We start from the raw sequence: 12,452 nt of genomic DNA on the forward strand, positions 1-12,452 counted from the left end.
AGTCCCTCAGATCAGTTCTTTTGCATCCGAAACAATCGCTTCGGACGTGATGTTGAAGTGTTCGTAGAGCGCCGGGGCAGGGGCCGAGGCCCCGAAACCGGTCATGCCCACGAAGCGGTCATCGGGGCGCAGGAAGAGATCCCAGCCCTGACGGATCGCGGCTTCGCAGCCGACGCGCGGGGCATCGCCGAGAACCTCGGCGCGATAGGCCGCGTCCTGTTTCTCGAAAAGCTCGAAACACGGCGCGGAGACGACCGCGGCCTTGATCCCTTGCTCGGCCAGTTGTTCGGCAGCGGCCATTGCGATCTCAACTTCGGACCCGGTGGCGATCAGCGTCACGTCGCGGGCCTCGGGTGCGCGCAGCAGATAGGCGCCGCGTGCGGTGAGGTTCTCGTCCGTATGTTCGATGCGAACCGTCGGCAAACCCTGACGCGAGGCCACGATCATCGTCGGCGTGGCCGTCGAGGTCATGGCGATTTCCCAGGCCTCGGCGGTCTCCACCGCATCGGCTGGTCGGAGCACGAGCAGGTTAGGTATGGCCCGGAGCGAGGCCAGATGCTCTACCGGCTGATGGGTGGGACCGTCCTCGCCGAGGCCGATCGAGTCATGGGTCATGACATAGCAGGTCGGCACGCCCATCAGTGCCGACAAACGAATTGCGGGGCGGCAGTAATCGGCGAAGGCCAGGAAGGTGCCCCCATAGGGCCGCAGCCCGCCATGGAGCACGATACCGTTCATCGCAGCGGCCATGCCGTGCTCGCGAATGCCGTAGTGGATGTAATCGCCGGTGAAATCGGTAGGCGTGATCGATTTCATGCCCGAGGATTTCGTGAGGTTCGAGCCGGTCAGATCGGCCGAGCCGCCCACGGTGAAGGGCAGGGTGGCGTTGACCACTTCCAGCGCCATCTGGCTCGCCTTGCGGGTCGCTACCTTGGGCCTGTCCTGCGACAGCTTGCGCTTGTAGAGGGCGATCGCGGCGGGCAGGGCGCTGGTGTCTGCCTCCTCTGCGGCGAGGAAGTCGGCGCGAGCGGTCGCGGCGTTCAGCCTCGTCTCCCATTCCGCCCGCGCCCGCGCGCCGCGCGAGGCGATCCGGCCCCATTCCTCGTAGATCGCGGCCGGAATTTCGAACGGCGGATGGTCCCAATGCAGTTGCTTGCGCGCGGCAGCGATCTCGGCGTCACCCAGCGGCGCGCCGTGGACATCGTGGCCACCTTGCTTGTTGGGCGCACCGAAGCCGATGATGGTGCGGCAGGCGATCATCGACGGGCGCGGATCCTGACGCGCGGCCTCGATCGCAGCGGCGATCTCGGTCGGGCTGTGGCCGTCGCAGTCGACGACATGCCAGCCGGCGGCGGCGAAACGCGCCTTCTGATCCATCGAGGTGGAAAGATCGGTGTCGCCGTCGATGGTGATCGAATTATCGTCCCACAGCACGATCAACTTGCCGAGCGCCAGATGACCCGCGAGGTCGATCGCCTCGTGGCTGATCCCTTCCATCAGGCAGCCGTCGCCCGCGATGACATAGGTAAAATGATCAACCAGATCGGCGCCATAGCGCGCGTTCTTCATCTTCTCGGCAATCGCCATACCCACGGCGGTCGCGACACCCTGACCAAGCGGCCCGGTGGTCACTTCGATCCCGTCGGCATGGCCGTATTCCGGGTGACCAGCGGTGCGCGAACCCAGCTGGCGGAACGCCTTGATTTGGTCCATGCCCATGTCTTCATAGCCCAGCAGATGGTTAATCGCGTAGAGCAGCATCGAACCGTGCCCGGCCGACAGCACGAAGCGGTCACGATCGGGCCATTTCGGCGCGGTGGGATCGATATTGATGAAGCGGTTGAACAGAACCGTCGCCACATCGGCGATGCCCATCGGCATGCCGGGATGGCCAGAATTGGCCTTTTGCACCGCATCCATCGCGAGCGCGCGGATCGCATTCGCCATCCGGGTTTCTTGCGTAATTTGAATATCTTTCATCGCCTTGTTCATCCTTCTCAAGCCCGCTTCGCTTCGCGCACGAGGCGCTCGATGAGGGGGGTGAGGATCAGCTGCATGGCCAGATCCTGACGGTTGCCGGGAATGACGATCGAGTTGGCGCGGCTCATCCACGAGCCGTTGATCATCGAGGTGAGATAAGGGAAATCGATCCCGCGCGGGTTCTTGAAGCGGATCACCACGAGGCTCTCATCCGCGGTCGGAATCCAGCGCGCGATGAACGGGTTCGAAGTGTCGACGACCGGCACGCGCTGGAAATTGATATCCGTCTCGGTGAATTGCGGCGTGATGCAATGCACATAGGCGTGCATGCGGCGCAGGATCACGTCGGTGACGGCTTCGGTCGAATAGCCGCGGGAGGCCCGGTCGCGATGGATCTTCTGGATCCATTCGAGGTTGATCACTGGCACCACGCCGATCTTCAGATCTGCCAGCGCCGAGAGGTTCACCTCGTCATTGACCACGCAGCCGTGCAGACCTTCGTAGAAAAGCAGATCGGACTCGTCGGCGAAATCGCGCCAGTCGGTGAAATGACCGGGTGGCGTGCCCCATTTCTCGGCCTCGGCATCGTCATGGACGTAATGCCGGGTCTTGCCCTTGCCGGTCTCGCCATATTCGCGAAAGACGCGCTCCAACTCTTTGAGTTCATTGGCTTCGTAGGAGAAGTGGGAGAAGCCCTGATCGCCCGCGTCATAGCGCTTCTGCAGCTCTTTCTTCATGTCGGCGCGGTTGTAGCGGTGGAAGGCGTCTCCCTCGATTGAGACTGCGGAAATCCCTTCGCGGCGGAAGATCTGGTCGAAGGTCGATTTCACCGTCGAGGTACCTGCACCGGAGGAACCGACGACGGAAATGATGGGGTGTTTCTTGGACATGTATCAGCTCCGGAAGAGGCCGCGGGTATTGAAGAGCGCGTGGGCTTCATCCTGCGGCAAGTCGTGATAGGCGGCGACGCGGGCGACCTTGCTGGCCGAGCCGAATACGAATGGCGTGCGGGCATGCAGCCGGTCGGGCGTCGCGGACATGATGGGATCGGCGCCGTCGGTGGCCTCGCCGCCGAGCTGCTCGATCAGCATCGCGATTGGCGCGCATTCATAGACGTGCCGCAGGCGTCCGCGCTGGTAGCCTTCGCGGTCGTCACCGGGATAGAGGAACACGCCGCCGCGCGAGATGATGCGGTGGGTCTCGGCCACCAGCGACGCGATCCAGCGCATGTTGAAATTGCGCCCGCGCGGGCCTTCGGCGCCGGCGACGAGATCGTCGATGAAGGCGCGGATCGGCTGCGGCCAGTGGCGGTAGTTCGAGGCGTTGATCGCGTATTCCGAGGTCTCGGAGGGCAGGGGCTTCGGATCGGCCACGCGGCGCCAGATGTCGCTGCCGGGCTCGAGAACCCATTGCTGCACACCCTTCCCGAAGGTCACGACCAGGGCGGTCTGCGGTCCGAAGATAATGTAGCCGCCCGCGATCTGCTCGTTCGCCGGACGCAGGAAGCTGGCCCCCGTGTCGTCGGCTGCCTCGAAGATCGAGAAGATCGTGCCGATCGAGACATTCACGTCGATATTGGATGACCCGTCGAGCGGATCGATGGCGAGCGCGAGCGTGCCGGTCCCGAAATCGACCACCTCGTCCTGCTCTTCCGAGGCGTAATGGCGCACCGCACCACCGCGCAGCGCGGCCATGAAGGCCTCGTCCGCGATCACGTCGAGCGCTTTCTGCCCGTCGCCACCGGCATTGGTGCCAGCCGCCTCCGCCAGATTTCCGTCCAGCCCGTTGCGCGCGATCATGCGGGCAAGCTGGGCGCCGACGCTGGTCAAGCGGGTCATGGTGTCGGCAAGATCGGCAGAAATACCGAGGCCGTCGAAACTCACGGACATCTTCTCCTCCTCCAAAGACGATGTTCTTGTGAGCCAGACCATTGCCCGGATCGGTTTTTTATGAAATTTAAATAAAGGGAATGTGCGTTAAGGAAATTTGAAACCCAATGCGGATGAATGCTGTGACGCTGAAGCAATTGCGCGCGCTCGATGCGGTGGCTCGCGGCGGTTCGCTGACGGCTGCCGGAGAGAGCCTGAACCTCACAACCCCAGCAATTCATACGCAAATCAGGGGACTAGAGGACGCGATCGGGATGAAGCTGATCCAGCGTGCCGCTGATGGCGCCGGATCCGAGCTGACCGAAGCAGGCAAAGCGCTGCGCGAGAGCGCGCTGCGGATCGAGGACAACTTGTCGCAGGCCGAAGCGACGCTGAGCGCCATCGCACGGGGGCAGGTGGGTCGGATCACGCTCGGCGTCGTCTCCACCGGCAAGTATTTCGCGCCGCGGCTGGTGAAGATGCTGCAAGACGCACATCCCGAGATCGAGGTCGCGCTGCGCGTGGGCAACCGTTCGGCCATTATCGAGGGGATCGAGCGCGGCAGTTTCGACATCGCCGTGATGGGCCGACCGCCGCGCCATCCGCCGGTCGTGGCGCAGCCGATCGGCCAGCATCCGCATGCGTTGGTCGCGCCGCCGGACCATCCGCTTGTCGCCAAGGCAGACGATGTCGAGCGGCTTTTCGGCGAGACCTTCATCTCGCGCGAGGAAGGGTCGGGGACGCGGATCCTGATGTCGCGCTGGCTCGACCGGGTCGGTGACGGGCGGCTCTATGACACGCTGGAGATGGACAGCAACGAGACGATCAAGCAGGCGGTGATGGCGGGTCTCGGCATCGCGTTTCTCAGCCTCCACACGGTGACGGACGAGCTGGAGACCGGACGCCTGGCGCTGATTCCGGCGCCTGGTTTGCCGCTGATGCGTCATTGGTTCCTCGTGCGCCGCGAGAGCGAACGCCCGCGCGAACTGGCGCTGCGCGTCTGGGATGAGATCGTCGAGATGAACGGCGCGTTCCTTCCGCATCCGATCCCGGATTGACGCCGGGGCCGCGCGGAGTACCTTTGCGCGGCAACAGGGAGGATATCATGGCCTATGCGATGGCAATCGCGCGCCCCGGCGGGCGCGACCAATTCCACAAGATCGAAATAGAGGTTCCCAAGCCCGGACCCGGTGAAATCACCTTAAGACATACCGCTATCGGTCTGAATTTCATCGATGTTTACTTCCGTACGGGTCTTTATCCGTGGCCGGTCGAGAGCGACCTGATCACCGGCGGTGAAGCGGCGGGCGTCATCGAGGCGGTCGGCGACGGCGTCGATCTGCAGGTCGGGCAGCGCGTGGCCTATACGCAGCCCAACGGCGCTTACGCGAGCCACCGGGTGATCGCGGCGAAAAACGTGGTGCCGATCCCGGACGAGATTTCCGACGAAGTCGCGGCGGCGGTGATGCTCAAGGGGCTGACCGTGCATTACCTGATCCATCACTCGTATCCGGTAAAGTCCGGTGACACCGTGCTTTTCCACGCGGCTGCAGGTGGCGTCGGCTCGATCGCGGGTCAATGGCTCAAGGCCAAGGGCGTACGCGCGATCGGTACGGCTGGCGGGCCTGAGAAATGCGCGCGTGCGCGCGAGCACGGCTATGACGCAGTGATCGATTACCGGACTGAGGATTTCGGCGCAGAGGTCAAACGGCTCACCGACGGCGCAGGCGTCGCGGCGGTCTATGACTCGGTGGGCGCCGACACGGTGATGACGTCGCTCGATGTGCTCAAGCGCTTCGGCACGCTGGTGTGCTTCGGACAAAGCTCGGGACCGGCGGATCAGTTCAAGATCGGCGATCTTGCGCGTAACTCGCTGTTCCTGACGCGTCCGACCTTGTTCCAACACACGGATCAACCGGGCTGGCTACGAAACTCCGCCGCAGAACTCTTTGAGATGATTGGAAAAGGCGACATCAAGATCGACGTGCCGCAGAGCTTTTCTCTGGAGGATGTTGCTGCAGCCCATGAGGCGCTGGAGGGCCGGAAAACGGTGGGTAGCACGGTTTTGACCCCATAATGGGCGTCAAATCGCAATCATAATTTACATAATACCGATTATAGGTATTACGGTGATAAAAAAGCGGGGGGTGATTTCAGCCCCCCGACTTTGTTTTGCGGCTGGATTTACCGCCTGACGGGATCAGGTGATGACGTCGGGTTTCTCGCGCCCCGTGCGCTCTCGAATCCCCACCAACGTCTCGGTCGCCCGGATGATCGGTGCCAGCGCCTCTTGCGGATCATGGTCCAGCCCATCCGGTCCCGGCGCATAGCGCTCGAGATACACGCGCAGCGTCGCGCCCTCGGTGCCCGTGCCCGACAGACGCAGCACGACGCGCGAACCGCCTTCGAACAGAATTCGGAAACCCTGACCTTCCGCGACCGAGCCATCGACCGGATCGGTATAGGAAAACTGGTCTGAGCTTTCGACCGTAAGCCCTTCGACCTGCGTCCCTTTCAGCTCTCCGAGACGAGCGCGCAGATCGTCCAGCATCGCCTCTGCCTGCTCGGTCGGCAGCGCCTCGTAATCGTGGCGCGAATAGTAGTTGCGGCCATAGCGCGCGAAATGATCGGCCATGATCTCGGCCACCGACATCTTCCGCGCGGCAAGGATGTTGAGCCACATCAGCACCGCCCAGAGCCCGTCCTTCTCGCGCACATGGTCGGAGCCCGTGCCGAAGCTCTCCTCGCCACAGAGCGACACGCGCCCTGCGTCCATCAGATTGCCGAAGAACTTCCAGCCCGTCGGCGTCTCGTAGCAATCGAGGCCAAGCGCCTCGGCCACCCGATCCGCCGCCGCAGAGGTCGGCATCGAGCGCGCGACGCCCTTCAGCCCGTCCTTGTAGCCGGGCACGAGATGCGCATTTGCGGCCAGCACAGCAAGACTGTCCGACGGCGAGACATAAGTGCCCGCGCCAAGGATCATGTTCCTGTCGCCATCGCCATCCGAGGCGGCGCCGAAATCCGGGGCGTTTGCGCCCATCATCTCGTCCATCAACTCATGCGCCCAGGTCGGGTTCGGATCGGGATGCATACCGCCGAAATCCGGCAGCGGCGTGCCATGGGTCACGGTCCCCGCCGGCGCACCGAGACGGTTCTCGAAGATCTCGACCGCGTAAGGTCCGGTGATGGCGCACATCGAGTCCATCCGCATCCGGAAGCCCGCCTTAAAGACATCGCGCAAAGCGTTGAAATCGAATATCGTTTCCATCAGGTCGGCATAGGCGGTCACGGGGTCGACGACTTCGACGGTCATCTCTCCCAGTTTCGTCTCACCGACGCTGTCCAGATCCGGGTCTGCCGCGTCGAGCAGATGATATTCGGTGATCTCCTGCGTGCGTTTGTGGATCGCCGAGGTGATCGATTCCGGCGCTGGACCGCCATTGGAGCTATTGTATTTGACGCCAAAATCCTCGTCTGGGCCACCCGGATTGTGGCTGGCCGAGAGGATGATGCCGCCGTTCGCCTGACGCTGCCGGATCAGGTTCGAGGCGGCGGGCGTCGAGAGCCACGCACCCTGCCCCACGATCATCCGCGCGGCCCCATTGGCAGCCGCCATTTTCAGGATCGTACTCGCAGCTTCACGCCCGAAATAGCGCCCGTCACCGCCAAGAACCAAAGTCTTGCCCCGCACGCCGCCGATCGCGTCGAAGGTCGATTGCACGAAGTTCTCGAGATAGTTCGGCTGCATGAAAACGCGGGTTTTCTTGCGCAGCCCCGAGGTTCCGGGTTTCTGGCCGTCGATGGGCTGGGTCGCGTGGCGGGTCATGATTTCTCCTGCACTGTTGCGCGGGTAAAGACTTGAACGGATTGTGCGGCAAGGCAAGCCTCAGGGGCGCCCAATTGTTCCGCCTCCCGTTCAGGAAACGCGGAATCGATCAAGCAGGTCCAGCGACCGGGAGGTAACTGCACCTGTTGTTTGGGCCCTGCGTTGAGGATCACATAGACCGCTTCGCTCCCGGCCTCGCCTGCCGGCCCCTCGGCGGCGCCACGGATCTCGACACCGATGCAGCGCAGCTCGGGATCGTTCCAATCATGCGGCTCGGGTTCTTGCCCCGAGGCGAGCCGCCAGATCAGATCGCGCATCCCGTCCTGCTTGCGGATCAGCGAATGCAGATAGCGGTTCTGCCGCAAGACGCGGTGATTTTTTCGTATCTCTATCAAGCGTTTGACGAATGTTGTTAAAGTCTCGTCAGGTCCACTCCAATCGATCCAACCGACCTCGTTATCCTGCGCATAGGCATTGTTGTTGCCGCCCTGAGAATTGCCGATCTCGTCGCCCGCCAGCAGCATCGGAACGCCTTGGCTCATCAGCAGCGTCGCGAGCAACGCGCGTTTGCGCAAAGCCTGCGCCTCAGGGTCCTCGAGCGCCTCCGAGAAGTTCGCATCATGGCCATCGCGGTTTTCCTCGCCATTCGCGAGGTTCTGCTTTTCGCCATAGGAGACGAGGTCTTGCAGCGTAAATCCGTCATGCGCGGTGATGAAATTCACCGATGCCGTCGCGGGCCGCCCCATCTGGTCGAAGATCTCCGCCGAGCCCGCGACGCGTCGCGCCAGATCGCCCGCCATCCCACGATCGCCGCGCCAGAAGCGCCGCGCGTCGTCACGGAAACGGTCGTTCCATTCGGTGAACGGATGCGGGAAGCCGCCGAGGTAATAGCCGCCCGGCCCGATATCCCACGGCTCCGCGATCAGCTTCACGCTCCGCAGGACGGGATCCTGCTCGATCGCGGTGAGAAATTGCGAATGCGCCTCGACCGCCCCCGACGATCCGCGCGCGAGCGTCGCGGCCAGATCAAAGCGGAAGCCATCGACGCCCATCTCCTCGACCCAATGGCGCAGGCAATCCATCACCAGACGCAGGCAAAGCGGGTTCGACAGGTCCAGCGTATTGCCCGTTCCGGTCTCGTCGATATAGGTGCCGTCTCGTGTCAGGCGGTAATAGCTCGCATTGTCGAGGCCGCGAAGGCTGAGCATCGGCCCGACCGCGTTGCCCTCACCCGTATGGTTGTAGACGACATCAAGGATCACCTCGATCCCGGCGCCATGGAAGCGCCGCACCATGTCGCGGAATTCGCCGCGCGGATCTGGCCCGGAATAGCGCGGCTCGGGCGCGAAATTGGCGATCGGCTGGTAGCCCCAGTAGTTGCTCAACCCCTTCTCGACCAGGAAGCGGTCGTCGAGATAGGCGCAGCTCGGCAGCAGCTCGATCGCGGTGATCCCAAGATCGGCGAGATGCGACAGGATCGGATCAGAGGCGAGCCCTGCCCATGTGCCGCGCAGCGCCACGGGCACGTCCGGATGGGTCATCGTCAGCCCCTTGGGATGGGCCTCGTAGATCACTGTTTCCGACCAGCTGTGGCGCGGGCGATCCCATTTGGGCCGCTCGATATCGGTCACGACCGACTTCGGCACAACGCTCGCACTGTTTCGTCGGTCTGGCCTGGATTTTCCATATTGCATAGGTGCTTGCCAGCTGATCTTCGAGTCGATCTGCCGCGCGTAAGGGTCGATCAGCAGCTTCGCCGGGTTGAAGCGATGTCCAGCTTCGGGGGCCCAGGGCCCATGCACGCGGTAGCCATAGCGTGCGCCCGGATTGAGCCCCGCGACGAGGCCATGCCAGATCGGCCCCGACCGTCCCGGCAAGTCTATGCGTTCTTCCTTCTCGCCGTTGAACAGGCATATCTCCACCCTCTCGGCATGGGCCGAGGCAAGCGCGAAATTCACGCCACCTTCGCAGGGCGTCGCGCCCAGCGGGTCCGGTTTCCCTGGGGTGATCTTCATCGAGCGACAAGGTCGTCATACAGCGCGGCATAGCGCGCGGCTGACCGCTCCCAGCCCCAGTCGGTTTTCATCGCGCGGCGCTGCATCGCGGACCAGCCTTTTCGATCGCCGTAAAGCGCGATCAACTTCATCAGCGCCTGCCGCAGCGCCAGATCGTCGACGGGATGGAATACGATGCCGGTCGATGCGCCCGCGGCTTCTGTCGCGGGCGTTGCGCCCACCACCGTATCGGCCAGACCGCCGACGGCAGAGACCACCGGGATACAGCCATAACGCAGCCCGTAAAGCTGCGTCAGCCCGCAGGGCTCGAACCGCGAGGGCACCAGCACCGCGTCGCCGCCCGCATACATCCGGTGGCTCAGCGCCTCGTCATAGCCGATCTTCACGCCAACCCGACCGGGATGGCGCGCAGCAAGCTCGCGCATCGCATCCTCGGCCCAGCCATCGCCCGATCCAAGCACGGCAAGGCCACCGCCCGCTTCGAGATAGGGCTCGAGAGCCGGGGCGATCAGATCCATCCCCTTCTGCGCTGTCAGGCGCGAAATCAGAATCGCAAGCGGCCCCGGCGCATCCAGTTCAAACTCGGCTTCCAAGGCCTTGCGATTATTAGATTTCCCACCGAGCTTCGTAGCCGAGAAAGACGTCGCCTCCGGATCGGCCTCAGGATTCCAGACCTCCAGATCGATGCCGTTGAGGATACCGTGCAGATCGCCCGCGCGGGCCTGAATGACACCTTCCAAACCCATGCCGAACTCGCCGCGCATCAACTCGTCGGCATAACGCGGGCTGACCGTGGTGATTGCGCTCGCCGCAACCAACCCAGCCTTGAGCGTCGAGATGTCGCCCCAGAACTCCACGCCTTCGCGGGTGAAATCCCACGCCTGCAGCCCGAGGGCTGCCAGCTTGTCGCGGCCGAACCGGCCCTGAAACGCGATGTTGTGGATTGTCATCACGGTCGGGATCCCGGTGCCGCGCAGATACCATGGCACGAGCCCGGTTTGCCAATCGTGGCAATGCACCAGATCGGGCTGCCATTTGCCCGCGCCCTCGCGCGCGATCTCGGCGGCGACGAAACTGAGGGCTGCGAAGCGTTCGGCATTGTCGGGATAGTCGCGCCCGTCTTCGGAATACGGGCCCCCGTCACGGTCAAACAAATGGTCGGCCTGCAGCGCCAGAACCTCCATGCCGCCCGCCTTGCCCAGCACCAGCCGCGCCGGACCGCCATAGAGGCTCTCGCTTTCCCATACTGGTTTCGGCGATTTCAGCTTTTTCAGGATTCCGCGATAGGCCGGGATCATCACCCGCATCTCCCAGCCCTGCCCTTTGAGAGCGGCGGGCAACGCACCTGCCACATCGGCCAGACCGCCCGTCTTGATCAGTGGAACCGCTTCTGACGCAACCGAGAGCACGCGTTTCATGTCTTCGCTCTTTCCAAATATCCCGGGGTGCGGGGCAGCGCCCCGCTATCTACCCCAGTTAGTCCAATGCCGCCGCGCGTTTGTCGAGCATCGCCTGCGTAATCAGCACGACCCCGCCTTCCGACCGGCGGAACCACTTCTCGTCTTCTTCCGGATCCTCGCCCACGACAAGGCCCGCGGGGATTTGCACGCCGCGGTCGATCACGCATTGGCTGAGCCGCGCATGTCGCCCGATATCGACGTAAGGCAGCACCACCGCCTCCTCGAGGCTTGCGAAACTATGCGCACGCACGCCCGTATGAAGCAGTGAATTGCGCACCTCCGCACCCGAGACGATGCAATCGCCAGAAACCAGCGAGGAGATCGCAGAGCCCCGTCGTCCGTCCTCATCGTGGATAAATTTCGCGGGCGGCACGATCTCGGCATAGGTCCAGATCGGCCATTCGGTGTCATAGAGGTCTAGCTTCGGCGTAAAATCCGTGAGGTCGATATTGGCCTGCCAGAACGCGTCGACCGTACCGACGTCGCGCCAGTAAGGCTCGGTCTCCAGTCCCGTCGTCACGCAGCTATCCGAGAACTTATGCGCCATAGCCTTGCCGTGCTTGACGATCTGCGGGATCAGGTCATGACCGAAATCGTGGCTTGAATTCGGATCCTCCATGTCGCGGATCAACAATTCGCGCAGGAATTCCCAATCGAAGACATAGATCCCCATCGAGGCCAGCGCGTGATCGGGATCGCCGGGCATTCCGGGCGGATCGGCGGGCTTTTCGAGGAAATCGGTGATCTGTCCGGTCTTGTCGATGGCCATCACGCCAAAGGCGGTCGCTTCCATGCGCGGCACCGTCAGGCAGCCGATGGTGACATCGGCCTTGGTCTCGACATGCTGGCGCAGCATCACCTCGTAATCCATCTTGTAGATATGGTCGCCGGCAAGGATGATGACGTATTTCACGCCGTAATCTTCAACGATATCAATGTTCTGAGCGACCGCATCGGCGGTGCCCGCATACCAGCGGCTATCGGCTACGCGCTGGCTTGCGGGCAGGATGTCGAGATATTCGTTCCGCTCGGCGCGGAAGAAATCCCAGCCGCGCTGGATGTGGCGGATCAGCGAATGCGCCTTGTATTGCGTGGCGATGGCCATCTTGCGGATGCCGGAATTGAGCGCGTTCGACAGAGCGAAATCGATGATCCGGGTCTTGCCGCCGAAATAGACCGCGGGTTTCGCGCGCCTGTCGGTGAGCTCCTTGAGGCGACTCCCGCGGCCGCCCGCAAGTACGAAGGCCATGGCCTGTGCGCTCAGGCGCGTGTTGGGCTGTGGTTTCATAATCCTCCCCCTCCT

At 63.1% G+C, this 12,452-nt stretch carries 9 protein-coding genes; 2 read left to right on the forward strand and 7 right to left on the reverse strand.

Annotation, left to right across the window (positions count from 1 at the left end; all coding sequences use genetic code 11):
• Nucleotides 1-6: 6 nt before the first annotated feature.
• From tkt to B6V75_RS02465, 3 genes are read right to left on the reverse strand one after another with little or no spacing between them, the layout of a single operon-like run.
• Nucleotides 7-1,980, reverse strand: coding sequence for a transketolase (tkt, locus tag B6V75_RS02455; RefSeq protein WP_088719372.1), 1,974 nt, complete (start codon nt 1,978-1,980; stop codon nt 7-9).
• Nucleotides 1,981-1,997: 17 nt separating this feature from the next.
• Nucleotides 1,998-2,870, reverse strand: coding sequence for a phosphoribulokinase (locus B6V75_RS02460; protein ID WP_088718605.1), 873 nt, complete (start codon nt 2,868-2,870; stop codon nt 1,998-2,000).
• A 3-nt stretch (nt 2,871-2,873) separates the two neighbouring features.
• Nucleotides 2,874-3,869 carry a class 1 fructose-bisphosphatase gene (locus tag B6V75_RS02465; protein ID WP_088718606.1) on the reverse strand — a complete coding sequence of 332 codons (996 nt, stop codon included), beginning with the start codon at nt 3,867-3,869 and terminating at the stop codon, nt 2,874-2,876.
• Nucleotides 3,870-3,976: 107 nt separating this feature from the next.
• On the opposite strand from B6V75_RS02465, the gene B6V75_RS02470 reads away from it, so the two are divergent.
• Nucleotides 3,977-4,906, forward strand: coding sequence for a LysR substrate-binding domain-containing protein (locus B6V75_RS02470; protein WP_088718607.1), 930 nt, complete (start codon nt 3,977-3,979; stop codon nt 4,904-4,906).
• A 47-nt stretch (nt 4,907-4,953) separates the two neighbouring features.
• Nucleotides 4,954-5,925, forward strand: coding sequence for a quinone oxidoreductase (locus tag B6V75_RS02475; RefSeq protein WP_088718608.1), 972 nt, complete (start codon nt 4,954-4,956; stop codon nt 5,923-5,925).
• Nucleotides 5,926-6,048: 123 nt separating this feature from the next.
• Here the strand turns inward: B6V75_RS02475 and B6V75_RS02480 are convergent, their stop codons facing one another.
• From B6V75_RS02480 to glgC, 4 genes are read right to left on the reverse strand one after another with little or no spacing between them, the layout of a single operon-like run.
• Complete coding sequence (locus tag B6V75_RS02480) at nt 6,049-7,674, reverse strand: alpha-D-glucose phosphate-specific phosphoglucomutase (RefSeq protein WP_088718609.1); 1,626 nt, start codon at nt 7,672-7,674, stop codon at nt 6,049-6,051.
• On the reverse strand, nt 7,671-9,689 hold the full coding sequence (glgX, locus tag B6V75_RS02485; protein WP_088718610.1) for a glycogen debranching protein GlgX: 2,019 nt from the start codon (nt 9,687-9,689) through the stop codon (nt 7,671-7,673). Before glgX ends, B6V75_RS02480 begins: the two co-directional genes overlap by 4 nt.
• Nucleotides 9,686-11,107 carry a glycogen synthase GlgA gene (gene glgA / locus B6V75_RS02490; protein WP_088718611.1) on the reverse strand — a complete coding sequence of 474 codons (1,422 nt, stop codon included), beginning with the start codon at nt 11,105-11,107 and terminating at the stop codon, nt 9,686-9,688. Before glgA ends, glgX begins: the two co-directional genes overlap by 4 nt.
• Nucleotides 11,108-11,165: 58 nt before the next feature.
• Nucleotides 11,166-12,437, reverse strand: coding sequence for a glucose-1-phosphate adenylyltransferase (glgC, locus tag B6V75_RS02495; protein WP_088718612.1), 1,272 nt, complete (start codon nt 12,435-12,437; stop codon nt 11,166-11,168).
• Nucleotides 12,438-12,452 lie beyond the last annotated feature (15 nt).

The organism is Thioclava sp. F1Mire-8 (assembly GCF_002213165.1).
In the GTDB taxonomy this organism is placed as follows: domain Bacteria; phylum Pseudomonadota; class Alphaproteobacteria; order Rhodobacterales; family Rhodobacteraceae; genus Thioclava; species Thioclava nitratireducens.

Bases quoted from the DNA above. Each gene is read 5' to 3' on its own strand.
- tkt (WP_088719372.1), bottom strand. From the start codon at position 1,980: ATGAAAGATATTCAAATTACGCAAGAAACCCGGATGGCGAATGCGATC.
- B6V75_RS02460 (WP_088718605.1), bottom strand. From the start codon at position 2,870: ATGTCCAAGAAACACCCCATCATTTCCGTCGTCGGTTCCTCCGGTGCA.
- B6V75_RS02465 (WP_088718606.1), bottom strand. From the start codon at position 3,869: ATGTCCGTGAGTTTCGACGGCCTCGGTATTTCTGCCGATCTTGCCGAC.
- B6V75_RS02470 (WP_088718607.1), top strand. From the start codon at position 3,977: ATGCGGATGAATGCTGTGACGCTGAAGCAATTGCGCGCGCTCGATGCG.
- B6V75_RS02475 (WP_088718608.1), top strand. From the start codon at position 4,954: ATGGCCTATGCGATGGCAATCGCGCGCCCCGGCGGGCGCGACCAATTC.
- B6V75_RS02480 (WP_088718609.1), bottom strand. From the start codon at position 7,674: ATGACCCGCCACGCGACCCAGCCCATCGACGGCCAGAAACCCGGAACC.
- glgX (WP_088718610.1), bottom strand. From the start codon at position 9,689: ATGAAGATCACCCCAGGGAAACCGGACCCGCTGGGCGCGACGCCCTGC.
- glgA (WP_088718611.1), bottom strand. From the start codon at position 11,107: ATGAAACGCGTGCTCTCGGTTGCGTCAGAAGCGGTTCCACTGATCAAG.
- glgC (WP_088718612.1), bottom strand. From the start codon at position 12,437: ATGAAACCACAGCCCAACACGCGCCTGAGCGCACAGGCCATGGCCTTC.